At 47.9% G+C, this 26339-nt stretch carries 16 protein-coding genes and 1 CRISPR repeat array (1 of these 17 running past the window's edge); of the genes, 8 read left to right on the plus strand and 8 right to left on the minus strand.

Annotation, left to right across the window (positions count from 1 at the left end):
* Positions 1-392: 392 nt before the first annotated feature.
* Complete coding sequence (locus tag RIB93_RS19690; RefSeq protein WP_446374777.1) at positions 393-992, minus strand: Uma2 family endonuclease; 600 nt, start codon at positions 990-992, stop codon at positions 393-395.
* A gap of 1043 nt (positions 993-2035) precedes the next feature.
* On the opposite strand from RIB93_RS19690, the gene RIB93_RS19695 reads away from it, so the two are divergent.
* The 3 genes from RIB93_RS19695 to RIB93_RS19705 all read left to right on the plus strand — a co-directional run bounded on the left by RIB93_RS19695 (position 2036) and on the right by RIB93_RS19705 (position 9098).
* On the plus strand, positions 2036-5176 hold the full coding sequence (locus tag RIB93_RS19695) for a hypothetical protein (protein WP_446374779.1): 3141 nt from the start codon (positions 2036-2038) through the stop codon (positions 5174-5176).
* A gap of 135 nt (positions 5177-5311) precedes the next feature.
* Positions 5312-7600: a tetratricopeptide repeat protein gene (locus RIB93_RS19700; RefSeq protein WP_446374781.1), complete on the plus strand. Its 2289-nt coding sequence runs from the start codon at positions 5312-5314 to the stop codon at positions 7598-7600.
* Positions 7601-7733: 133 nt separating this feature from the next.
* Complete coding sequence (locus RIB93_RS19705) at positions 7734-9098, plus strand: glycosyl hydrolase family 8 (protein ID WP_446374783.1); 1365 nt, start codon at positions 7734-7736, stop codon at positions 9096-9098.
* Positions 9099-9304: 206 nt separating this feature from the next.
* On the opposite strand, the gene RIB93_RS19710 is transcribed toward RIB93_RS19705, so the two are convergent.
* Complete coding sequence (locus RIB93_RS19710; RefSeq protein ID WP_446374785.1) at positions 9305-9463, minus strand: hypothetical protein; 159 nt, start codon at positions 9461-9463, stop codon at positions 9305-9307.
* 57 nt (positions 9464-9520) lie between these two features.
* Here RIB93_RS19710 and RIB93_RS19715 point away from each other — a divergent pair, with 57 nt between their 5' ends.
* Together RIB93_RS19715 and RIB93_RS19720 are read left to right on the plus strand one after the other, a co-directional pair.
* Positions 9521-12097, plus strand: coding sequence for a cellulose biosynthesis cyclic di-GMP-binding regulatory protein BcsB (locus tag RIB93_RS19715; protein ID WP_446374787.1), 2577 nt, complete (start codon positions 9521-9523; stop codon positions 12095-12097).
* Positions 12098-12215: 118 nt separating this feature from the next.
* Positions 12216-14840 carry a glycosyltransferase family 2 protein gene (locus RIB93_RS19720; RefSeq protein WP_446374789.1) on the plus strand — a complete coding sequence of 875 codons (2625 nt, stop codon included), beginning with the start codon at positions 12216-12218 and terminating at the stop codon, positions 14838-14840.
* 390 nt (positions 14841-15230) lie between these two features.
* Here the strand turns inward: RIB93_RS19720 and RIB93_RS19725 are convergent, their stop codons facing one another.
* The 6 genes from RIB93_RS19725 to pdxA form a co-directional block, all read right to left on the minus strand.
* Positions 15231-15431, minus strand: coding sequence for a hypothetical protein (locus RIB93_RS19725; RefSeq protein ID WP_446374791.1), 201 nt, complete (start codon positions 15429-15431; stop codon positions 15231-15233).
* Positions 15432-15434: 3 nt separating this feature from the next.
* Positions 15435-16829 carry a DUF4231 domain-containing protein gene (locus tag RIB93_RS19730; RefSeq protein ID WP_446374793.1) on the minus strand — a complete coding sequence of 465 codons (1395 nt, stop codon included), beginning with the start codon at positions 16827-16829 and terminating at the stop codon, positions 15435-15437.
* 265 nt (positions 16830-17094) lie between these two features.
* Entirely contained in the window at positions 17095-17853 is a 759-nt protein-coding gene (locus RIB93_RS19735) for a hypothetical protein (RefSeq protein ID WP_446374795.1), read from the minus strand.
* 311 nt (positions 17854-18164) lie between these two features.
* A complete protein-coding gene (locus RIB93_RS19740) occupies positions 18165-21326 on the minus strand; it encodes a TRAFs-binding domain-containing protein (RefSeq protein ID WP_446374797.1) in 3162 nt (1053 codons plus the stop codon).
* Between the two features lie 330 nt (positions 21327-21656).
* Positions 21657-21926, minus strand: coding sequence for a hypothetical protein (locus RIB93_RS19745; RefSeq protein WP_446374799.1), 270 nt, complete (start codon positions 21924-21926; stop codon positions 21657-21659).
* A 12-nt stretch (positions 21927-21938) separates the two neighbouring features.
* Positions 21939-23027, minus strand: a complete 1089-nt coding sequence (gene pdxA / locus RIB93_RS19750; protein ID WP_446374801.1) for a 4-hydroxythreonine-4-phosphate dehydrogenase PdxA — start codon at positions 23025-23027, stop codon at positions 21939-21941.
* 80 nt (positions 23028-23107) lie between these two features.
* On the opposite strand from pdxA, the gene petM reads away from it, so the two are divergent.
* The 3 genes from petM to RIB93_RS19765 all read left to right on the plus strand — a co-directional run bounded on the left by petM (position 23108) and on the right by RIB93_RS19765 (position 25535).
* The gene (gene petM, locus RIB93_RS19755) at positions 23108-23212 is read left to right on the plus strand and encodes a cytochrome b6-f complex subunit PetM (protein WP_044210140.1); all 105 of its coding nucleotides are present in this window, start codon (positions 23108-23110) and stop codon (positions 23210-23212) included.
* 129 nt (positions 23213-23341) lie between these two features.
* Positions 23342-24316, plus strand: coding sequence for an SDR family oxidoreductase (locus RIB93_RS19760; protein WP_446374803.1), 975 nt, complete (start codon positions 23342-23344; stop codon positions 24314-24316).
* Positions 24317-24617: 301 nt separating this feature from the next.
* Positions 24618-25535 (plus strand): NAD(+) kinase, encoded by a 918-nt coding sequence (locus RIB93_RS19765; protein WP_446374805.1) that lies wholly within the window; start codon positions 24618-24620, stop codon positions 25533-25535.
* Between the two features lie 305 nt (positions 25536-25840).
* A CRISPR array of direct repeats spans positions 25841-26339; the repeat unit is 37 nt; unit sequence GTCGAAATCCTCTATAATCCCTATCAGGGATTGAAAC (it continues 682 nt past the right edge of the window).

Raw genomic sequence — 26339 nt, forward strand, 5'->3', positions numbered from 1 at the left:
GGAAGCTGAGGGAGCTGGGGGAGCAAGGGTACATTTTCCCTGAGCAAGGTGATGCCATACTTATGAAGGATGCTACCCCATTTCCTTGCACTTTATCCGCTGTTATTACATCTACAGTTCAGGGAGATGAAAATCCTGCCATCATCAATGGTGAAAGTTTACTAAATGGGGATTTTATAATAACAGTGTATAAAGTGCAAGGAAATTGGGTAGCATCCATCATAAGTATGGCATCACCTTGCTCCGGGAAAATGTACCCTTGCTCCCCCAGCTCCCTCAGCTTCCCCAGCTTCCCCTGCTCTCTACCCCACCACAAAACTTATTCAGCAGCCCCTAAGTAGGTGGACATTTGTAAGTGTAAGAGTTTGATATCATGTCCGCCGAAATAACCCTTAAAAATTAATGCGACGATAGATTTCAGACAGGGAAACTTCTATGTTTAAACTGTGCAGGACGATCACCTGCTCAAGGTTAGAGTACACTTGCCACAGCCAGCGATCATTACTGCTAGGCTCAAGATTATGATACTGCTCAATGTAGGGTTCAGCTTGGCTCACCAGCAGATATTCACAAAAACTAGCAAGAGAACGATATTTTCTGAACTTTTCACCTCGATCATAGGCTTCCGTAGAAGGCGATAGAACTTCGACAATCAGGAAAGGATTGAGAATTTCATCATTGCGCTCACCATTGAATTCTGGGAAGCCATTAACCACCATCAAATCAGTATAAGTCCCACACTGATATTCAGGAATCCAAACTCGCAAGTCGCTGTTATACAAACGAAAATCGGTATCTCTGAGCAAAAACCCCAAGTAAATTAATAAGTTGCTAGCGATCGCACTATGGGCTTCAGAACCTCCCGACATTGTAAGAATCTCTCCGTTGCGGTATTCATGACGTTCCGGGTGGGTTTCTTCCATCGCCCGATACTCGTCTAGCGTGAGGCGAGTTGTTCCTACATTTGGGGAACTGGTTTGAGCAAAGACCACAATCAGACCTCTTGAATCATTACATCCTTACCTCTAATCTAAAACGATTCAATGACGTGCGCCCAACATAGCTAATATCATCCCACAGGTCTTCGGACGTTTTCAGCTCTCGGACAAAAGACATGGCAGTATCGACAACGAGAGTGTAAGTTCAGATACTTACACCCAGGCTAAAGCCTTATCCCCTGATTCCCCTTGGCAAATTCTTTCAATATGTTAAAACTGAGAAGTTAAGGCGTAGTTGTAGAGGAATGCTCACTTGCCACTCCAATTCCCCAAAGGTTATGGAGGCTCTCTTAACGGACGCATTAAACTAGATAGGGACTGGTGATTCATCCCACGCTGAATGAAAAACGACAGCCGAGGGAACCTATCGCCAGATTAGCTAGAAATGAGTCAGGGGTGCAATTTTCGCTCTTCAAGCGAAAAATCCGTGAAAATACGGTCTACGAAATAAGTACCCATTCGGTAAAGTCAAAGTATCTGCATCTGTTATAGTGTTGCACCAGCCAACACCGTTAGCTGATTGAACCTTTGATCTGATCAAAGGAGGTTGATGAGAACGCGATCGCTGTTTCGGCAACGAGCGCAGGAATAGTCACTCAAGGCTTCGGGCGCTCAATGCCTTGTACCTTTGAGTAAAATTACTAGGGGACGGATTCAGGCTTTGCCCAAACCGTTCTATTTACAGCTAAACGTTTCTCGAATTAACTCCCTTGAATTGTTTAGTCAACTATCATTGACTCGGCAAAATTTCCGGGTGAGGATTAGTTCGTCGGTGAACGGTTGCGCCAAGAGTACCCTAAAAAATAGGGTGGGAATTGACCTATCAATTTTCTGGAATTCAGACGTAACCGAGTGGTTTTAGCTAAAGCAGGTGGATGTTTATAACCAAAAAGCGTCACTGGCTATCCTCCATTATCTATAAGACAAGATTCAACCTTCATTCAACCAAGGTTATATGAATCGCCAAGGACTAATTCCTTTGCTAAAGTGGCGACAGGGTGCAGGGCAAACATCAATCGGTCAAACGAACTCCGGTAATGAACTTAATAGTCCCTGATTCTCAACGATTCGGCTTGCTTAAGCCGCTGCTATGGATTAATCTGCTTAGTATTGGATCACTTATCGTTTTCTGGACGCTAGGATTACTTGAAATTAAACCCGCTCAGGCGACTCTACCTGACTCAGAAGTCGCCAATCGGCAAGATATTGGAGCAGAAAAACCGTCTGGTGATTTCCAATTATCTCTGAATCAAGCCGATGGCTTGCATACAGCGGGTTCTGAGCTAAACCAACATCCAGATCCAGCGTCCGTTTCTGCCCAAAGAGTGGAGTATGTCTCAAGACGAGATACGGCTCTATCGACAAGCCTGAATCCTAACCCTTCAGTCGTAGACGTTGAACCCAATGCTATAGCGCCGAAAACTTATGAAACGCTTGACCAAACCGTTCCAGCCAGACACGAGGAACGACAAAATAACCACAATAGTCCCGCCCCCATCGATAGGGCAAAAGATCGGGGAACAGGGAGAACAGAAGACGTAGAAACTAGAGCGTATTCCAACCGTATTGCTTCCCCCATCCCCAATCCCCCAATTCAAGCCAGTCTATCAACTCAGTCGGGTTTATCAGAACTCGCTTTAAACTCGGCTCACCAACCCTTGACGATTCAGGAACAACCTCTTACTCCTGAATTGTCCTCTGATCAGAATTGTCACGATTCAACCACCTGTAACCAACCCCTCGCCATTGAAACCTCAGTCCGGTTTAGGGATACCTTCGACGTAAAGGTGGCGCAGCTTCCAACTCTGTTACAAAATTCATCTCCCCTCCCTGTACCGACAAACTCTATTCCTCTGGGTTCTACGGGATCTAACTCAGGACAGCTTCCTGCCTTTCCCACTCTCATTTCACCGAATGTGCAACCCCAGGGCGTGAATCCCTACAGCCAAACTTGGGGACAGCCCTCTTCCTTTACTCAAACGCCCAACACCATCCCCACGCCCGGTACTGGGGCGGCGATGAGTCCCAACTCCTATACCCAAACCTGGGGACAGTCCCTTTATGGAACCCAAACGCCTACGGTTATTCCTATGCCCGGTACTGGGGCGGCTATGGGTAACAATCCTTATAACCAACCTGGAGGACAGTCCCTTTATGGAACCCAAACGCCTAATCTTATCCCTATGCCCGGTGCTGGGACAGCAGGTATCAATCCCTACAACCAAGCGGGAGGACAACCTTCTTATATTGCCCCAACTCCTAACTTTATTCCGGTGTCAACTCAGGGCTTTCCTGGGGGAGCAAATCCCTACAACCCAGCCGGGGGACAAGTTCCTTATCTGCCTCAACCTGTCATCTTGGTTCCCGTCCAAACCATGGGAATGCCTGTAGGGGGTAATCCCTACAACCCAGCCGGGGGACAAGTTCCTTATCTGCCTCAAACCTTTATCCTTGTGCCAGTACAACCCATGGGAGTTCCCATGGGGGCAAATCCTTATAACCTTGGCGGGGGGCAGGTTGCTTTCATTCCTCAAATGCCCCAAGTTGGGTCAATGCCACCCACTCAGACTCCCGTTGGGTTTAATCCCTATAACCCCGGTGCAGGACAGTTTTATTCCTTACCTCAAAATCAAGCCGTCCAACCCGTACCGATTAACCAAAATCCGCAAAATTTTAATGGCTATAATCCAGGTGTAGGACAGTTTTCCTATCTACCACAAAATCAAGCTCCCTTACCCGCACCCGTTAACCCAAATTCCCAAGGGTTCAACGGCTATAACTCAGGGGCGGGACAATTTTATTCCTTACCGCAAAATCAAGCCCCTTTACCTGCATCTGTTAACCCAAATTCCCAAAGTTTCAACGGTTATAATCCGGCGACGGGACAGTTTTCCTATTTACCGCAAAATCAAGCTCCTTTACCCGCTCCCGTTAACCCAAATTCCCAAGGTTTTAACGGCTATAACCCAGGTGTAGGACAGGTTTACGCCCAGCCGCAAACACAAGCTGCATTACCTCCACGGGTTAATCCCAATGTCAATCCATTGAATGGGACGAATTCAGTGGCACAGTCTCCTTTCGTGTCACCCAATCCCGGCGTTGTACCCGGTACTCCTAACCCAAACCTGCCCCCTCCAGTGGCGACTCCGGCTCAGGAGTTTGACCCAACCCAGCCCAATCAACCCTCCTCTTCCCTGCTACGCAGTACAGCATTACGAGATCCCACCTTACAGTTCCAAGGAACTTATGTGGTGCAGGGTGACTCCTCTGTGGCGAGGGCGCGGTTGGCTGGCGTCTATCCTCTAACTCCCAAGGCGCTATTTGCTGCCACATTAGATTTAACCAGCGAAGATAGTGGCTTAGCAGATTCTCCCAACCAAGGATTAAATATTAACGAACTGTATTTTGCTACCGCTCCGTTTACGGACTTACCCAATTTACGCTTTGTTATCGGTCAATTGGATTTAACCTCTTACTTTGATCGCAATAGCTTTGCTAAAGATGGCGTCACCCATTTCTTTAATCCCGTTTTTCAGACCAATCCAGCCTTAAGTGCCACAGGAATTTCCTCCCGTCCTGGCTTTTTAGTGAATTGGACATTGACGGACAATATTGAAGCTAAAGCCGTTGCCTTTTCATCATCGGGAAGTATTGGTGATTTTGCCTTAGATGGATTTGCCGGAGAAGTGGGTTTACGTTATGGCAATGGCATTATTCGCGGCACCTATGCCACCGATCGCGACGCGGGTTCAGAGACAGGATTTAACGAAATTTTCTCTATCGCACGCGGGGACAATAATTTTGGATTAGAAGACGATGATCGGGAAGAGGCTTATGGTCTCAACGCTGAATACTTTATCCCCGATTGGAATATGGGGATATTTGGTCGCTATGGTCGGTATATCAACCGAGAGATTGACGAAGCGGCGACGACCTATAGTTTTGGCGTGAGCTTTTTGGATGTATTTACCCAAAATGATCGCCTAGGATTAGGCTATGGTCAGGAATTATCAAATAACCAAGGAGAAGAAGATCCCGACGTTTTAGAACTATTCTATGATTTCCGATTCTTACCCAATCTTCGTCTAGGATTTACCATCCAGCAACGGAATAACTTCTCCGAAACCGATGTCGGTGTGCGCTTAAAAACAGAATTTGATGTGATTCCCAGAGAGTGAAGAGAGCTGGGGAAGCTGGGGGAGATGAGGAAGATGAGGAAGATGAGGGAGATGGGGAAGATGGGGAAGGAAAGGACAAATGACGAATGACGAATGACAAATGACAAATGACGAATGACAAATGACGAATGACAAATGACTAAACTCATTGGATTAGGACTAGCTGGATTAGCCATTAGCGCACCGATGGTGTATACCATCCCGGCTGTTCATGCCCAAACCGTACCGACAGCCGTTCGCGAAGCCTTTTCACTGCTGAGTCAAGGACGAGTCCAAGACGCGATCGCGGCATTTGAGGCAGCAGTACGGCGTTATCCGGATTCGGTGGATGCCAAGTTAGGGTTAGCGATCGCTCATCGACGACAGGGGAATCTTCAGCAAGCCTGGAATGCTTATCAACGGGTATTGGCGCAAGACCCCACCAATGAATTAGCCTTAAAATCGGTGGGTCTATTCGGAACCTATCGACCAGAATGGCAGGTTCAGGGGATTGAAGCACTAACTACATTGCTGAATCTCAATCCTAACGATATCGAAGCCCGTGGTTTGCGAGCCCAACTCTACGGTTTTCAGCAACGGTTTGCTGAAGCTTTGGCGGATTATCAAATTGTCCTACAAGGAAATCCCCCGCCCAATATTCTGCTGGGGGCGGCGGAAACCTTTACCAATAGCGGTAACCCGGAACGGGGATTGGAACTGTTTAACCGTTACCTGGCGACAGGAGGACAAATTACCGGGTATCCCGCCCTCGCTTACGCCAGCGCCTTACAAGAAACCGGGAATCCGGCGGCGGCTGTCCAGATTCTGGAAGGACAACTGCGATCGCCCCAACTCCTCTCTGATCCACAATTAGCCATCTTCACCCGAACGGCTTTATCCCAAGCCTATCTCGCCAATCAACAGCCCACTGAAGCGTTAAATGTCTTAACCCCCCTACAAGGGAATCCCAATGCGACTTTACCCTTAGCACGAGCCTTGAATGAAATTCGCAATCAAACGGGTAACCAAGCCCTAACCCAACAAGTCGCGAATTTGTATCGTCAGGCGCTGGATCAAACCCCCAATCCCGAACCCAAACTCTTGCGGGAAATTGCTGATGTTTTTAGTGGGTTACCCAACCAACAGCAAACCGCGCTGAATCTCTATCGCCAACTCTTAAGCTTACAACCCAATGACCGCACTCTCTTAGTCAAACAAGTCGCCTTGGAACGGGAACTCGGTTTAATTTCCGAAGCCGAACTCAAAGCCCGTCTATTGAGCGCCCTGCAACCCCTCCCCGCTGATCCCAATGAACGCCAACTCATCGCCCAAGCCTTAGCCGGGATTGAACCCCCAGGACCGGAATTATTACCCATTTACACCAGTCTCCTCCAATCCGGTGTCAATGTTCCCTTCTTAAATTTCCGCATCGCCCAGATTTTGCTGGAAAATAATAATCTAGCTGGGGCTAGACAGGCGTTAGCCGCTTATGCAGCAACCCCCGCCGGGGCGGAAGACTTAGCGCCCCAGTTGTTAGCGGCGGAAATTGAGCGTCGGGAAGGAAACTTAGAAGCCAGCGCCCAGCGTTATCAGGCTTTAATTGCCAGTAATCGAGCCGAACGGGATATTCTCAACGCGGCGATACGAGGGCTGGCTAATGTGCGGCTACAACAAAATCGTCCCACGGAAGCCCTCGCCGTATTTGACCAGTTAATCGCCCGTAATCCTCAGGACACAACACTGCAACTCGCGCGTGCTAACCTAGCCTACCAAGCGGATCTGATTTCGGAATCTCAAGCCCAAGCGGTTCTCAATTACTGGCTACAGACTCAACCCGCCACCAGTGCGCCGCCAGAACTATTTACGTTGGCGGGATCATTACCGCCATCTCCCCAACGGGAGGCACTTTATAACAGACTGCTTCAGCTTGATCCCACGAATTTGCCTGTACAAATTCGCTCAATTCAGCTTATCGCCCAACGCAGTCCCGAACAAGCCAGAGTTAGAGTCGCGCAATTAGTCGCCCGTGATCCCACCAACATCCGCAATTACTTCTTACAAGGACAAATTGGTCAGGCGATCGATGATTTAGAACTCGCTGAACAAGCCTATCAGTTAATTTTATCCGCACAACCAGCTAATCAAGAGGCATTATCCGCCCTAGCTGGCGTTCGATTTCAACAACGACGATTGGATGAAGCCAGAAATCTTTATTCCCAAGCCTTAGCCCTTGATCCGAATGATCAAGGAATTCGTCAAGCGATGGTTGGACTGAAACGAGTTCAAGACTATCAGCTTGAGGCTTTAGCGGATTTGGAAGCGATGCAAGTCGAACAACTTCAACAAGGAGGAACGTTAGATCCAGAATTATCGAATCAAATGCAACAAATTCAGGAAGACTTTTTACAACGACGAGGATTTCAACCCCCATGGGAACGGTTTTAGTGTGGGCGTCTGTAGGGGGAGATGGGGAAATTGTAGGGGCGGGTTTCACTACTATCGTTTTTTGCCCATCCACTAAACCCGCCCTGTCTAAATGACAAATGACAAATGACAAATGACGAATGACAAATGACAAATGACGAATGACAAAGGACAAAGGACAAATCACTGGGTTCGTAGTAGGCACTTTAGTGCCAGAAGCGCTAAAGCGCTGACTACAAGCATGACTATAAGCGCTATGTTACTGCTGTTGAATCTCACCAGTTGTGTGTCCGTAAAATTCTCCGAACCTGAACCGCCGGAAGCGTCTGTATCCCCTTCCCAACCCCCAGTAACGGCTTCCCCCGTGGCTGATTTTCCAATTTTATCCCCATCCCCGCCTATCCAGGATATACTCGAACAAAGCTGGGTCATCTACAGACAACAATTCATTCAAGAGGATGGACGAGTAATCGACTACGAAGCGAGCGATCGCTCCACCTCAGAAGGACAAGCCTACGCTATGCTCAGGGCTGTATTGATTAATGACCCAACCACATTTGCCCTCACCTTAGAGTGGGCAGAAGATAACCTGCATCGACTCACAGAAACAGGCGAACCTGAAGACAATCTTTGGGTTTGGCTGTGGGGTCAAGATGACGAGGGAAATTGGGGTGCCATTGATCGAAATTTTGCCAGCGATGCTGATATTGATGCGATTACCGCATTAATTTGGGCATACCGCCGCTGGAATCGCCCGGAATATTTAGAGTTAGCGCGAATCAAGCTGCGCGATTTGTGGGACTACTCCACCATCGCTGGACCCGATGGCAAACGTTATCTCCTTCCTGGACCTAAGCAAGCCTTTGTCCCGTCGCCATCGACGATTTATCTGAATCCCTCCTATCTCGCCCCTTATGCGTTTCGCCTGTTTGCTCAAGTTGATCCCGAACGAGACTGGCTGAGTTTGATAGACAGTAGCTACTACGTCTTGGAAAACTCCTCTGAAGTTTCGGCGGTTGGGTTACCAAGTGACTGGATTGCTTTGGATTTACAGACCAATCAATTTCAGTCCATACCCCCACAAAGCAAACTGAAAAGCGTCTATAGCTTTGATGCGTATCGCGTCTGGTGGCGAATCGCTTGGGATGCCGAATGGTTTCAATCGACGGAGGCGTTAAATTATCTGGAAACAGCAACCCAATACCTTGAAGATCAATGGCAATCGTCCTCTCGCTTGCCTGCTCGAATTAACCTAGATGGAGAATCTTTAGTCAAATACGATGCCACCTCCCAATATGCCATGCTCTACCCAGCTATGCGCTTAATCAATCCGGCTATAGCTGAACAACTATTGGAGCGTAAACTTCTACCGCAATACAATCAGGGAATTTGGGATGATGAATCTGCCTACTATACCCAAAACTTAGCCTGGATCGCCCTAGTATCACCTGACCTGGTAAAGAATTCGCAATTTTTTCAACCCCAGCAGCAGTTTTCCAGAAACGCAATAAGGGAATGATACAGAGGTCGATAACGTCTGTCAAGGCTTGAAACCGTTAAGAATTTATTCGTAACCCCGAATAATCGCATCTTATATCAGGGTGGCATCGAGTCGAATACCGATTCAGAGGACTATAAAAATGTCACCACCGTTTCTACAAATGACCGGGTTCAGTCAACCTGTTACTCGTTGGACTGAAGCGGGAATGCTATCTACAAACCGTCCTAATTCGGGCGGGTTCCGTTGATAAATGATGTCCCTTGCCATCGTTTAGGGGAGCCTGTCCGTTTGGCACCAATCAGTTGGGTCAAGCAATCGCCCAACCCAACACTGTAAATTGCCTCGTTTAAACATCCCCGAATTTCAGATATCTGGAATCGCATAATTCAGTCTCCAAGCAATACTAACTGGGCATTTCCATCAACCGTAAGAATTCTCCTATGAAACGCCTGTTTCGTCACTCCCAATCTCCAAATCCTTCCACCCATCGCGGACGTCAGCGCTCCACCCGTGTATCTACAGGAACGCGACTCGGATTGTTGCTTCTGTGTAGCGTTTTAGTCGTCGGGCTAGTGATCACGACCAACTTTGCCGTCGCTCAAAGCGACAGTAGCCTGCAAGAGCAGGAAGATCAGTTAATTCGTGAATATACCCTACCCACCACGCCCCAGAAAGAACCTGTTTACAAACCCGCTCCGGCGGCTCCTCCGAAAAAATCCACATCACCAACGCGCAAGCGAACCACACCTGCACCTAGTCAACCGCCGCCGCAGAGCCAGCCCACTCGTTCTGCGCCGCCACCAACCGAACCCGAAGAACCTGCACCCGCACGTCGTTCTCCTGCACCCTCCTCACCTGCTGGCGAGGAAGAAACGGCAGAGGCTGAACCCCTACCCACAGGCGAGTACGTCCTGCAATTCAATCGCTCTCCCATCGTCGGGAACCGCTTCCGCTTCCGAGGTGTGTATTCTGAAGCTCGACTCGGCTTTACCCGTCCCCGGGGCTGGAAAATCCAAGGGGCTAAAGCCCTAATTCGGTTCCAGCATTCACCCGCCCTGATTGCCAAGGAGTCCAATCTCACAGTCCGAGTGAATGGCACGAGTGTGGGTTCAGTCCCCCTCAACCGCCAACAATCGGAAGTTGGCAGCGTCCTCTTCAACGTACCCTCCCGACTGATTCAGGACTATAACGAACTGACGATTGTCGCCCGACAAAGTAATGACGAAGAATGTAGTGATCCGGGGGACCCCACGCTTTGGACAGAAGTACTACCGGATTCCGAGTTGCAGTTTGAATATCAGCCCCAACCGATTCCGCTCAACTTTAGCCGCTATCCCTATCCTTTCTTTGACGACCTCAGTTTAGATACTAATCGCATTGCTTATCTCCTGCCCAAGGTTAACGACACCTGGTTAACCGCCGCCCCTCGCTTTCAAGCGGGATTAGGCAGAATGGCAGAATTCCGCCCCATTGATACGGAAATCATCAACGATTTAGAGGATGTCGAGTGGGGTCAACGGTTAGTCGTCATTGGCACACCCGCTGAACAAGCTGGCTTAGAGGATTTGGATTTGCCCTTTAGTATCAGTGGCAACCAAATTTTAGATGGAAACCAAGTCGCTTTACCCAGTGACGTGGGTATCTTAATGATGACCACCACCTTAGATGGGGCGGTTCCCGTTTTAGTGGTGACCGGAAATGGGGCTGACGGTGTTGCCAAAGCTGCCCAGTTTTTAGTCCAGCCTGAGAGCCGTAAATTTGGCACAGGTCAAGCTGTATTAGTGGATAGCCTCAAAGATGTAGACACACCATCACTCCGGAATTGGCCCGGTTATTTACCGGAAAAAAATTCCTTTACGCTCAGCGAAATTCAAACCAAAGAAAACGGTGATCCGTTCCAAGACATCACGGTACGTGGGTCAGCGGCACCCCCGATTGTAATTGATTTTCACGCTTTGCCGGATGATCAATTTACGCGGGGGAGTTCTATGACCCTGCGTTATAGCTATAGTCCACAAATCAATCCCCGTACCTCGGCGGTAGAAGTCCTACTGGATGGAACGTTTATCGGTGGGGCGCGATTGACCTCAGAAGACGGCGCTAGCCGAAAACGATTAAAAGTGGATTTGCCCCCTCATTTAATCCAGCCCGATTCCCAACTGGAAGTAGCATTCCGACTCAATCCCAGAGAACCGGGTGTATGTGGTAAAGTCACTGACCAACAATTGACGGGAACCCTCCATGCAGACACTAGCTTCAACCTGAACCGCCAACAATCGGTACAACTCCCCGATTTAGGACTGTTCCAGGAAGGTTATCCCTTTGCTGCACCCCAGGATTTGTCCAGAACCGCGATTGTGGTGCCGGATTCTCCGAGTAATACGGATTTGCTGACGCTGTTAACGGTTAGCGAACGTCTGGGACGACTGAGTAAGGCTGATTCGGTCAATCTGGATGCCTATACAACGACAACGTTGCCTGCTGAAGTCCGCGAGGGACACCATTTGGTGGGAATTGGTACCAGAGAGCAATTTCCCTTTCCAGAGGTGTTTGATGGTAGTGGTTTCCGCTTGCGGGATGCTTTTTCTCGCCAGTGGAATCAAGGCAGCATTCAAGCCTTACCGGATAACGAAGGCATGATTAAGGAAATCATGTCGCCAGAGAACAAGGAACGGGTGCTATTGGCGCTAACCGCACAGACGGCGAATGGGTTAGAACGAGTGCGGCAGGTGATTAGCAAAGATCCCTGGTTCTTCCAACTCCAGGAAGACACGGTACTGATCAGCAGCAATCAGCAAGATGCGGCTAGCTATGACCCGGATGCCTACAGATTGGAATTCTTAGAACGTGCGCCCTCAACCAGTCGGATTGAAAATACGGGAGTGTTGAGCAAGGTGTCACGCTTTATTCAAGACAACTGGTTTTTCTTACCGGCTGGCATTTTCGCGATCGCGCTTTTGCTGTATGGGATTTCTCAGTTCTATCTCAAGCGGCTTAGTGATCAAAAGAGTCATTAGTCTTTTGTCATTCTCCCTCTGCTCCCCCTGCTCCCAGACGTAGCATGCTACGTCTCTACATGCTCCCCCTGCTCCCCCTGCCTTCTGCCTTCTTGTTCACTAACCCTTACCGTTGAATATGTCTTCGTCTTCGTCTAAATTCCAGCGATTTCGTCCTCAACGCCCCTTCGCCACTGACTGGCTAGTTGATCTTCTGCCTCGGTTTTTTGATCGCTCACTAGAACCCATTGGTTTAAGCCATTTGAAATGGCTGGTTCTGTTTCTACTGGTGATCTCGATTCCCCTAGTCATTACCCCGCTCAAGGTTTGGCAACAGGGGGTTGTCGCCTTTTTGCTTTTGGCGATCGGTCAAGTGGTTGTGCGGGCGGAAAACCGAGTTTTCGATAAACAAATTAGTGAGTACTACCACTTATTTTTAGTCTGGTTGAGTTTAGTAACCACTGCCCGCTATCTCTACTATCGCCTCAACTACACGCTCAATTTTGATACCTTTATCAATGGCTTATTTTGTGTACTGCTGTTGATCGCTGAACTGTATGCCATCCTGACGCTCGTTCTGGCGTATGTTCAAACCCTACATATTCAAGACCGGGAACCTGTCGATTTGTCGGCATATCCGCAAGACCAGTGGCCCAAGGTGGATATCTATATTCCCACCTACAACGAAGACGTGGAAATTGTCCGCAAAACAGCAATAGGAGCCATGGCAATCGACTATCCAGAGGACAAGAAAAAGGTGTATGTTTTAGATGATGGTCGAGCTGAAAAATATAAAGCCCGTCGCGAAAGATTGCGGAAAATGTGCGAGGAAGTCGGCTGCATCATGATGACGCGGGATAGTAACGAACATGCCAAGGCGGGGAATATTAATACCGCGTTTCGCCGCACCAAAGGGGATTTGGTGATGATTCTGGACTGTGACCATATTCCGCTGCGAGATTTTCTCAAAGATACGGCTGGCTTCTTTTTTGATCAAAATGTGGCATTTGTGCAAACACCTCACTGGTTTTTTAACCCCGATCCGTTTGAGCGAAATTTGCGTACAGATGGCAGAATTCCGGTGGGTAATGAACTATTTTATAAAGTACTGCAAAAAGGAAATGACTTTTGGAATGCGGCTTTTTTCTGTGGTTCAGCAGCGGTAATTCGTAAAGAATATGCGCTTCAAGTTGGTGGGATTGCCACAGAAACAGTGACTGAAGATTGTCACACGGCATTCCGACTCCATTCTCTGGGATACAGGTCAATTTATTACGACAAAATCATGATTGCGGGTCTCGCCCCAGAGAACTTTTCCTCGTATGTGGGTCAGCAAGTCCGGTGGGCGCGGGGTATGGCGCAGATTTTGCGGATTGAAAATCCAGTATTCAACCGTAAGCTAAATTTGACAATTCCGCAGCGAATTTGTTACTTCAGTGCCACGTCTCACTTCTTCTACGGCTATCCCCGACTCATCTATGCCCTCGCGCCGACTCTGTTCTTATTGTTTAGAATCAACCCGATTCAGGGTTTGGGATTGGAAACTTTGGCGTATGCACTTCCCCATATCCTCCTGTCTCTCAATGCCAACTACATTACGTATAAGCATGTGCGCTTTTCCTTCTGGAATGAAATTTTTGAATTTGTCATGGCATTCCAGGCGGGGTATGTGACAACGATGGCGTTAATTAATCCCAATCTGGGTTCTTTTAACGTCACCGATAAAGACATGACCCTGGTTAAACGGGAATTTAGCTTATCAAACTTTGATTGGCAGTCTGTACGGGGTCTTTTAGGTATAACAGCTTTTGTGGTGCTGGCGTTAGCGTCAGTTCCTTTTTGGTTGATCCTGCGTCCAGAGGATACAGAAGCGGTTTTGGTTAACGCCTTGTGGTGTATCTTTAACATGATTCTGTTAATGGCAGCCTTACTGGTTGCCTTTGAACAACCCCAAGAACGCACCGCCCACCGCTTACGGCGACGGCTGGGGGCAACAGTTTATAGCTATGACAAAAGTTGGAGTGGCATGACTCTGGATGTTTCGGAAACCGGAACTCGAATGATTTTAGAAGTTGAAGGTCAACCCAATTTACCCGATGAAATTGAAGTTGAATTGGTGGGTGATTATGGGGCAAGGGTGATTATGGAGGCTCAGATTGTGGTGGCAAAGTTGGTCAATGATCATCAAATGGAATTGGCGGTTAAGTTTATTAATGTCACCCAAGCACAGCGAGATAATTTAACCTTGGTGACGTATTCTGACGTGAAGGAATGGTATTCACAAACACGGGAATATGTGGATAAACCGTTGCAGTCATTAGGATTTTTGGCTACAGGTCTTTTCCGTGCCTTCCAGGAATTTAAGGTAGATAAAGGGGTAGGAAAAGTCCGCAAACGGGTTCAAGCTTCAGCTCAATTGTTTTGGGAAGGGGACTTCTATTTGGCAACAGTGACCGCAATTGGGGCGACAAGTTTGCGATTAGAACTCGATGATTCTATTACATCGAATGCTAAATTACTTAAACCTGATAATTTAAAGAAAATGCAGCAAGAAAAACCTTTAGTGGGTTTGCTGTTAAGTCAAGACGCCATGAGCCAATCCCGCGAGCGATTTTTAACCCAAATTCTCTCATTAGAAATTCTGGTTCCAGGGGATAGCAGTAGTTCTTCGCCGAAGAAAATTGCCCTAGAATTAAGTTTCCCTGAGCAATTCAAGGATCGGCAGGCGGCTAAAATTAAAGAGCTGGTCAGAGTATTGCATTAATGATAGCGCTTAGTTTTGTTTGTAGTCAGTGCTTTAGCACGGTAGGCACGCTTCGTACCGACTACAAACCTCTCTGCTTCCAGCTATATAGGGCTTGCTGCACAAAGCCGAAACCCATATCAAGCAATGCTTTGAGCCATATTGACAGTGGATAAAGTGCAAGAAAATGGGGTAGCATCCTTCATAAGTATGGCATCACCTTGCTCAGGGAAAATGTACCCTTGCTCCCCCAGCTCCCCCAGCTTCCCCAGCTTCCCCAGCTCCCCCTCACCACAACACTTATTCAGCAGCCCCTATATATGGTGCGTTACGCTGCGCTAACGCACCCTACTGGCTTAAAATAAATGGCACGCTTCGTGCTGACTACGAACGTGCTGCTGTATCTTTTCCTTACCGACTTACTAACTGCTGAATCACAGAGGTTTGCTGCTCAATCACTGTCGTTTGCTTCTGAGATAAAGCAATCAACGACGTAATTGACTCTTGTTGTACTTCATTTATCGTCTGCATTTCTTTAATCTGCTCTTTCAGTTCCTGAATCGCTTCCTTGAGTTCCTGAACTTGAAAAAAAACTTCTTCTGTGGGTTCCATACCTTAACCAATTACCGCTTTACCTTTCTCAACATACTTAGAAAACACATCCCAACCGTTATAACCGCCATTCACCAATTTTCTGACTTTACGCCAATCTCCTACTTTGGCAGCAGTGGCGACCCCTCTATCTTTGAAGTAACAAGCTAGTATCTTAGCAGAAATTTCCGGGTCTAGAGCTAATTCAGGATTATTCTCCAAATCCACCCCTAATTTTTGCCCATACGTGCGATAATTTGCTCTCCCCGTAATCTGGATGTAGCCTCTACCATGATACTTCGCCCCATCCCCGGGCTTCACATTCCCTAAATCCCGGCGTCCTTCATAATGTTTGGTAAAGTATTTTGGTCCACCAAACTCATTAATGGGCTTAAACCCGTTGGTTTCCACTCGCACCGTTGCTAGTAAACCAATTAGCACCTGCTTATCCAAAATATCGTAGTCCTGAAGCGCCTCCAATACCCCAGGTAAATATTTCTGGCTATCGGCGAGGGGACAATCCATTATTTTGGACGCTTGTTCGGGTGTAATCAGTTGCGGTACAGTCGGTTTAGCCGGTTCACTATTTCCCTGACCATTCATCGATACTTGTTTTTTGGGTTCTTCGGGTTCTTCTTCTTCAAACCAAGCCATTGCGGCGGCACCTAGGGTGGGCAAGTCTTCGAGAGTAACCGGGGTAGTCTGGACATCTTCCCCATTGTTTTCCGCAGGTTCCAGCGGCGCTAAACGCTCATTTTCCAAACGCTCTTTCTCTTCTCGCAAGCGGCGTTTCTCCGCTTCGAGTCGCCGCAATTGCTCCTGATACTCCATTTGCTGGTTGAGATTTTCCAGGGCTAGAGCCGAATTTTGAGCCACGGTTGCTGCTGTCTGTTCTTTGCTCTTTTCTTTTTTTTCAAACTGAGCGACGAAACCTTGCACGTCTTGCTGAATTAGCTGCTCAACGTGATAGGCAAAGGTGGCATAAGCGTCGTCGTGGGATTCAAACTCACTGTAGGCTCCAGCCATTTGCAGGAACTGCCAGCCCTCAATTTTCATATTTTCGGCTGTATTGCGGAATTGCTTATACTTTTCCCCATGAGCGAAAAATTCTTCCACGGCGGCGGAAACAGCTACCGCTTGACTCAACCCAAATGCACTCCAGCCGACAATTTCCTGGATCTTAGGATTCGGGCTTTTGAATCCCACCATGGCGGGAACAATAACACCACCGATAATCGTTAGTAACCTCAAAGAGTGATGGCGATCGCGTTCCTTGGTTGCCCGTCCTTCCAGCCACAGCACTTGATCCAACCACCGGGCTTTCATAAAGTCCTTTTTCAAGGGGGGCAAGTCCGTCTGCTCGATTAAGTTACTCAGGTGTTGCCTAAGATATTGACTGTAAGAGTTCTTTTTTGCCACGTTCTATGCCTTGATCTGCAAGAGTCTATATAACAATGGTGGGCTTAAGACATTATGAAATGACCCAATGAATAATTTAGTTTGAGCAACAAACGCTTCATGCAACACTCAAACCGGATCAGCGGTATACGTCTCAATCAACTTAATTTTTATTATGTCATAAAAAAAAATAAATTAGCATCAATCTCCGAATTACACTTATTTTAAAACCTCCGATTTCACCGAATCAATGTCAATGCTTCTTCCCACCTTATTTGGAGGCAATTTATTCGGGCAACGCATCCGCAGGTCTCGAAAGCATCTGCCCAATTAGGTGAGCCAGTGCTGCTGCATCTTTACTCACATTGATAGCGTGCAAAAGTCCCGATGCCACTAAATCTACGGCTCGTTCATCAGTTACCTCTCCCTGCAACGCGGCTGCCAATTTATCAGCCGTTCGTCCACTCCCGGCTAAGACAATCGCAGGTCGCTTGGCTTTCACACTTTGCGCCACATCCTGCCAGGTAATCTCACCACCATTCACCACAATCGTAACCGACGGCAACCCCTTAGCTAAATGACTACCAATCTCAGATAACCAGGGGGATTCATCTCCCCAATTACAGCCGGGAACTAAAACAAAGTGGGTGTGATTTGGCTCTAGCATCGCTGCATCAGCATTCATGCTTTTAACACCAGGAAGTATAACCGTGCCAATCGCGGCGACACCAATTAACGGGAATGTCCCACAAATCCCTGTCCGCGCTTGACCAATAAATTGCATAATCCCCGCATCCGTCCCCCCATCGACAACCACCACTCCCAGTTGTTCAGCTAGAGGCGCAATCACTTCGAGAAAAATGCGTCGCAAATCATTTTTGTCAGACTCACTAATCTTACTCGCTCCACCCACTAATGCTAGGGTAGGACGGGGTTGGTCAAGACCAAGCTGGTGCAACGCCGCCGCCAACGCCGTGGGACTGTGGACTTGAACAACATGGGCGGAGAGGTTATTGTTAAAGGTTAAAGTACAGGAGTTTTTCATTGAATTGACTCTAGAGAGAGAATATTTTAACCATCAGTTTAACCATGTCATCGAGGACAATGATCTTAAGAGTAAGCCACGTCAATCCTTAAGAGCAACAAGGATGGGTTACTCCAGTGCACGGGTTAACCTGAGCTTCACGCCTTTTTCCTCTCTCTAGTATTCCCAGTTGTTTGGTTATTTCACGAACAAGTCGCACTAATTTTTTCAATTCTCTTTCTGCCAAAACAGCAGGGGTGAACCTGATTCTTGCTCAAGATGGTCGGAAAATCAACCGGTAGAGACGTTGCATGCAACGTCTCTACATTTATTTAACTGGCTAATACCTCCGTCCTAGTGTTCCAGTACTCAAACTTGGTGGTATCAATATGCTCAACCACGCCTCCTAAGTGGCGTACCTGGTGAACCATGTCACCTGTACCTCCGGGCGCGTCACCGCCTTTACCGTTCCACAGCACAATCAGTCGCACGCGATCAATGCCATACATGAGGGTAGAATACAACGCCCAGCGATTATTGCGCTCGAAGGCATTATCCCCTATCGGCACGTCTCCCAATCGTTCCGGTTGCAGACTAAATGACACATTAGGGTGATTCTGAATTGTATAGAAACGGGATACCCAGTTATCCCCAGCAAAACTAACGGATTCGAGAATAAACTGAGCTGGGGCAAAGGGCAGAAACACCTCCACCTTCATGTTCCGCTTTAAGCAGGCTTCGATAAACAAAATATCACCGCCACAAGCCGCACCGGGAGCAATTGCCAAGCAATTGGTACTGGGATTTAACTTATCCAGAGTCTCCTCAATTTTTTGCCGCGCCTCATTTTCCATGGCGGCGGGAAAACGTGGTTGTTCCCGTGTCGGACTATCAATCATGTGACCGGAAAAGAGGATCACTTGTGTGGGTTCTGGTTCGCTCTCATCCGCCGTTATTGCCGTTTGATTGTTCAGTCGGTCAAGTTCCCCTTGGATCACCACTTGTCCTGCTTGTACATACTCCGGGCGGAAAGAAAGCGCCGCCAAAAGTTCCAGTTGATCCAGGGTGGCTTCGAGGGCAAATTTATTGTTCCAGAGTAGCGTTAGTGCCTTTTTATACGCTCGCGTGACTTGTTTAGGAACGTCGGCTGCCAATACCGCTAAATCTCCTAAGGAAACATACGCCCAGGCATCATTTTCATTGGTCTTAACTGCACTTTCTAGGCAGAATTGGACTGCCCCTTTGAGATTGGGCAACTGTCGCCGCAGGGCTTCTCCTTCGGCATCACTGTCGATATCACAATGCTGAACTAAATGATCGAGAAGGACTAATAAGGTTAGGGCATTAATCCCAGCATAATAGTGATTGTGATTCAGGCGATAGGCTTTGAGATAGGTATCAACGGCTTTTTTGAGTAAGTGAGCGGCATCATAGGCAGCGCTCAACCGCTCCGGCTGATCTGAGATGTCTTTCCATTCATTGCGCCACATTTCTTTGTAAATGCGAGCTAAGTAACAGAGCGCATCAATATTTTTGGGTTCATCTTGGAGCAATGACTCTAATTTGACAATCCCTTCATCAAATTGCTTTAAGCGGCTGAGGTGAAAGGCTTCTTCTTGGCGAAACTCAGAATTTTTGGAGTTGATTTTCAAGCCTTGGCGATATTCTTTGAGCGCTAGGGCATGATTTCCTAGATTTTTTAGGGCTTTCCCTGCTTCCGCCAGGGCTTCTTCTTTAATTAGGGGATTACTCACCTCTTCGGTTAATAACAAGACATCCCCAATCCGCTTTTGTCGCTGGGCAAGCACCACCCGCTCTTGCCATTCTTTGTATTCCTGCCAGTATCCGGTTGCCAGGGGGGTTTGCAAGGACTTGCGATCGGGTTCATCCAGTCCGGTTAAAATACTGAAAATTGGGCTATGAATGCGGTTTTTGTCCGAATCCCAGGTGGCACGCGCCATTTTCACGATCGCCTGCTTGTCTTTGTGTAAATAGTCTGGGTCGGGACAACCGCTATCATCACAGTGATAGGGGAGTGTTCGCACATTGAAAATGTCGTAAGGCATGTAAGAGCGACCACATTGGATGTGAATCAAGCCGCGCTTACGCAGGGCGTGGCGAATGCCTAACTCGTAAAACACGTTGGCATTATCTATACTTAAATCTGCCAGAACTAGGTCAGCGAGCAATAGCTCCTGAAACATATCCGTCAAAATATCGCCGCTAACCATTTCTTCATCGGCGCGAAATGACTCAAATCCTGCCGTTTCTAAGGCTGGCTTAATTAAGTTGCGATAAATGCTGTTAAAGTCAATCCAAAGCCCATCGGGTCCTTTTTTTCGTCCAAAGGGCATGACGACAAAGGCATGAGGTAATCCCTTTTTTGGCGGTTCCTGAGGAGGTTCTTCAACTTTTTTGACCACCTCCAATGTAACCGTTTCTTTGGGGGTTTGGGCGGTAACGGCTAGGGTTTCAACGTTGTTCGATGCTTCGGGAAGTTCGACAAGGGGTTCTTTGAGCGCTTCTGTGAGTAAATCATCACTCGGCTCCAGCAAGGGTGTGGCAATTTGACGCCGTTCGTAAATTGGTTGACTATAGTAATTCCAGAGTGTATTTTCTGTCGCCAGCACGAGCTGAAAAAATTCCTCACCCGTCTGCTCTTTGGCGGTTAAACTTTGCCAGCGATCGCGAATCAGGTTGAGAGCTAAAATGAGCTGGTTATTCGCATTCACGCGATCATCGATTCGTCCTAGTTCTAGCCACAGGCTGAATGCTGTTGCCAAGAAGAGGGTAAACGCCACCCAAACACCGACACTCACGCCTAAAACGGGTAACAATGCACTCAATCCAGCCAAGCTAAACATGGCAACTTGTAAGCGAGTGCGGGTGGTGTTGAGTTGAGCGAGTTCTTGGGTATACCGTTGCAGTTGCGCCTCTAAGCGATAGTGCAAATAATCTGGGGGTAGTAAATCACTAAAACCCGGATCATGACTTGGATATTCGCCCATCGCATCCGGGGGAAGATTACCCGTGTAGGGTTGCAGGACTAAATCACTGCCAATACTATCAAAGACCTGGCGTTGAATCGCTGTAACTCGTTCATTCAACCATTGATGACGATTCTCTTGTCCGGGTAGCAATGTCCGATACAGATAGATCGTTTTGCGAATTTCTTCAGCACCAGCATTGAGGATTTGCCAATACTGTCCTTGTTGCAGGTTGCGACTAATCGCTAAAATGATCACATTGATAATCGGAACTAACACTAAACCAATGATTAAGATTCGTCCCGGTGGGGCGGCGATGAGTTGCCTATCTGTACTGGCGATAACCACTGCTAGGAATGTGGCGATCGCACTGAGCAAAATTGATCCACCCCGAAGACTCAAATATTGTCTGTAAGTGATTGCCGCTTGGGTTTTAAGCTGGGCATATCGCTGCCATGCTGTTTCTAAAACTAAGGAGCGATCGCCATTGAGATCGTGTTCTATCATTACTTACTCGGCTTGATCCTACTGCTATCCTGTGACTGTTCGGAAAAAGAGAGACTAGCTCCACTACGCTAACATCTAGTTTCTAGGAATTACATCTTGACAGAATAAATAGAATATGATTAGTTTTGATGGTTGAGCAGGGCGGTTTAGCCCCTTTATTCCTTGGCTGCTATTCCCGACACCCGACACCCAACAATTTCTTCTTGTCACAGATAGGGTCAAAGATAGCAGTTTTATCTGGGGGACCAGCCCCCCAGACCCCCCGATGGATACTGCTGGTCATTAACTGAGGGGTCTGACCCCTCCCCAAACCCCTCCCCGAACCTCTCCCTAGCCCTCTCCTACAAGGAGAGGGAATATCTCATGGCTGTGGTCTTCATCTGTCAATAAGGCTTCATCTTGAGAAATACCAATGTCGCTCAAAGCCTGATTTGAAAAGGTTTTAGACGGCTTGTCACCCCAACACCCAACACCCGACACCTGACACCCGACACCCAACACCCGATACCCCACACCCAACACCCAACACCCAACACCCGATACCCCACACCCGACACACCCCACACCCGATACCCCACACACCCCACACCCTACACCCATTAAAACCCGCCCCTACAACAATTGCCTGTGTCGCACTAAATGTGCCGCTAATTGAATCGCCGCTTTCATACTGGTAGGATTAGCAATTCCCTGACCGGCAATATCATAAGCCGTACCGTGATCCGGAGACGTTCGCACAAACGGTAGACCAATCGTGGTGTTAATTGCTCGGTCAAATGCCATGAGTTTAACCGGAATTAAGCCTTGGTCATGATAAAGTGCCAAATACGCATCGGGGAGATTGGGGATGGCTGGATTATCGTACCAGGCTTGACCCGCTTTCACCCAAAGGGTATCGGGTGGTACCGGTCCATCCAATTTTATCTGGGGACGTTGCTTTCGTTCCTGTTCTAGCCAGGGAATCAACCAGTCTTTTTCCTCCCGCCCTAATTGTCCCTGTTCACCACTGTGGGGATTTAACCCAGAAATGGCAATGCGAGGGGTTTCTACGCCAAACTCCAGCCCTAAGCATTCCACCAGTAAATCCAGTTTTGCCTTCATCAAGTCTGGGGTTAAGGTATGGGGGACTTGATCCAAGGGAATATGGGTTGTGGCTAACAGAGTTCGCAATAGCCACCCGGTATGAGGCGATCGCGCGACGAATAGCATCCCGAATCGCTCGACACCAGCCGCCTGTGCTAACACTTCAGTTTGACCGGGATAGTCATGTCCGGCGGCTTTCCAGAATGACTTGGCAATGGGTGCAGTGACAATTCCCTCAAACTCACCCGCCAACGTTTGCGCGATCGCACGTTTCAAGTAAGCAAAACTGGCGTCCCCACTCGCCGCATTTCCCCGCCCCAGCGTAATCTGACGTTCGATTGAGGCGTCTAAGGGGATGTCTAATATGGATAGGTTATCCGGTTCAGCCAGAGGTATGCTACTGTCTATCCTGTGCCGCAATTCCTTATACGCCGTCTCTAACAACGAGCGACTACCAATAACCGTTATTTGAGCATCTTGAGTTATCTGCTCATCTGCCAACGCCTTCAGCACCACCTCCGCACCAATTCCAGCCGGATCACCCAAGGTGACAGCCAAGCGAGGACGCCCTCGGGATGGGTGGTGCGGTTGTGTAAACAAATATTTCTCAGTTTTCATTTTCGATTTGAACCCAATCGCGATAATCTTATAACTTAGAGCCTGCTAGAGCGATCGCAAAAGGAGATAAGACATAAGACATGAACGCTGAAATTTTCAATGCTGCTGTACTATCCTTTACCCTAATTCTCGTGGGTATGGGCTTAGGATTTTTGTTACTCAAAATCCAAGGCGGCGAAGGGTAACGGAAAAAGGAAGTAGAGACGCGCCATGGCGCGTCTGGGGAGACTCAATTTACCCATGTCTGAGCATCTTTAGAGGCTTTCTGATAGAATCTTATAGAAACGTTAAGTTTACAGGCAAAATTTTTATAAATGAACTTGTTGGTCGTCGGTGCAACAGGCACTTTAGGAAGACAGGTGGTTCGTCGGGCGCTGGATGAAGGTCATCAGGTACGCTGTCTGGTTCGTAGCCCTAGGAAAGCCACATTTTTAAAAGAATGGGGAGCCGAATTGGTTCAAGGTAACCTGTGTCAACCACAGACGTTACCACCTGCTCTTGAAGGCATAACTGCCGTGATTGATGCAGCAACCTCTAGACCAACAGGCTCTCTCACCATTAAACAGGTAGACTGGGATGGCAAGGTGGCGCTGATTCAAGCGGCGACGGCGGCGGGAGTGGAACGTTTTGTCTTTTTCTCGATTCTCAATTGTGAGAAGTTTCCAGATGTGCCGTTGATGGAGATTAAACGGTGTACTGAAGTGTTTCTGGCAGAATCGGGATTGAACTACACCATCTTGCAGCCTGCTGGGTTTATGCAAGGGCTGATTATGCAGTATGCTGTACCAATCCTGGAAGGGCAAGCGGTTTGGATTACTGGGGAAGCTGCGCCCACGGCCTATATGGATACTCAGGATATTGCTAAATTTGCCGTTCGCGCTCTTGAGGTTCCGGAAACGACAAATAAAACTTTTCCGGTGGTGGGAACACGAGCTTGGCGAGCCGATGAGATTATTAATTTATGTGAGCGACTCTCAGGTAAGGATGCCAGAATTGCTCGACTCCCAATTAATTTCTTGCGGGGAATGCGCCAGATTACCCGATTTTTTCAGTGGGGTTGGAATATCGCGGATCGCTTGGCATTCACGGAGGTGTTAGCCACGGGGAAACCGATGATGGCTTCAATGGATGAGGTTTATCCGGTTTTTGGTCTTGATCCCAAGGATACAACGACGCTGGAAGCTTATCTGCAAGAGTATTTTAGCCGAATTACTAAGAAGCTTAGGGAAATTGATTACGAGAAAAGCAAGAAAAAGAAGAAGAAGAAAACGCCGATGAAAAAACCTTAAGTTCTGATGGGTGATGGGGCTGACTTTTCATGCGATCGGGACCTCTCTCCAAACCTCTCTCCTGCAAGGAGAGAGGCTTTGAATTCTCCTCCTCCCATGTAAAAAAGCAAAGCATCCTTCCTTCTCCCAGATATAGGGAAAACCCGCCCTGACTGAGTGCAAGCGTTTTGATTGTTGACACAGATTGTTGCTTTTTGGTGTAAGCTTTTTCCTCAAGGGGGTTAATGATAGGTCTAAGTTGAGCTAGCCAGTGTTATTGGTTAAAACGACTATTAATGATGTATGACGCGGACTGATAAGTGTGGGCAAAGCAGGGATTATTTATAACGACAACAAACCTGTAGCTTGTCGGGTTGCTGAGGAGTTACAAGAGCAACTCACGGCGGCGGGTTGGGATGTGTATATGGCAACGGGAGTTGGCGGACTTTTAGGCTATTCCCGCCCTGAATCTCCTGTCTGTCATACACCGATCGACAAGCTAGCAGCGCCGGGGTTTGATGAAAAAATGGCGTTCGCGATCGTGCTGGGGGGAGATGGTACGGTGCTGGCGGCGTTTCGCCAAGTGGCACCTTTTGGAATTCCTCTGCTGGCAATTAATACGGGACACATGGGATTCCTGACTGAAATGTACCTGAATCAACTTCCCCAGGCGATGGAAAAGGTGATGGCGGGGGAGTATGAGATTGAAGAACGCGCGATGCTGTTGGTGCAGGTGGTGCGGGATCAGTGTATATGGTGGGAAGCCTTGTGTTTGAATGAGATGGTTTTGCACCGGGAACCGTTGACCTGTATGTGCCATTTTGAGGTGAAAATTGGACGGCATTCTCCTGTGGATATTGCGGCTGATGGGGTGATTATCTCGACGCCGACGGGTTCGACGGCGTATTCCCTGAGTGCAGGGGGAACGGTGGTAACGCCGGGGGTGCCGGTGTTGCAGTTGATGCCGATTTGTCCTCATTCTTTGGCGTCGCGGGCGTTGGTGTTTGCGGATACGGAAAAGGTGCAGGTGTTGCCGGCGACGCCGAATCAGTTGGTGATGGTGGTGGATGGAAATGGGGGCTGTTATGTGTTACCGGAGGATCAGGTGCATGTGGCGCGATCGCCTTATTCGGCTCGGTTTATTCGCTTGCAACGACCTGAGTTTTTCCGGATGTTGCGCGAGAAGTTGGGTTGGGGATTACCTCACATTGCGAAACCGACATCAGTGGAGTTACCTTAGTACAGTTGAACCCGTCGGTAGTGAACAGCTTTGGGATAATTCGATTTTTTTCCTGATGCGACAACCAGTAGGTGTTTTTTTCGGGGAGTCAAAATTTGAGGCTGTATTCCTTATTGAGTCAGGGATACAGCCTTTTTCACGAATGAGGAGGTTGTCGCAAAGGCTGAAAGGCTGATACAGAAAGGATTTGAGAGTTTTTTATTCGAGGGGGTTGTCAAAAGCGAGGGCTGAAATGCTATAGTTAGAGGAGGTTGTCGCAATCGAACCTTGAAAACCAAATACAGCAAGCGTTTCAGAGGTCGGCAGTCGAAATCCTCTATAATCCCTATCAGGGATTGAAACCGACTAATATCTCCAATCGCCCTGTTGCCGCTAGTCGAAATCCTCTATAATCCCTATCAGGGATTGAAACTTAAAAAAATTAAGCTGGTTGATGGTTTTGAAAAGTCGAAATCCTCTATAATCCCTATCAGGGATTGAAACCTTAAATTTCCGATCATCGCTGCTTTATTGGTTGTCGAAATCCTCTATAATCCCTATCAGGGATTGAAACTCAATACTCGCAGCCAGATCCGCTCTTGCGGGTTGTCGAAATCCTCTATAATCCCTATCAGGGATTGAAACCTTTAATTCAGCAGCAGGACACTCCCTGCCAAGGTCGAAATCCTCTATAATCCCTATCAGGGATTGAAACCCATTTTTATGGGCATCACAGTGGCTTAAATCCATGTGTCGAAATCCTCTATAATCCCTATCAGGGATTGAAACGGACAGCTTAAAGGATTAAGACATTTTACTGAGGCG

It is taken from the genome of Coleofasciculus sp. D1-CHI-01, assembly GCF_040218875.1.
GTDB lineage: Bacteria > Cyanobacteriota > Cyanobacteriia > Cyanobacteriales > Coleofasciculaceae > Coleofasciculus.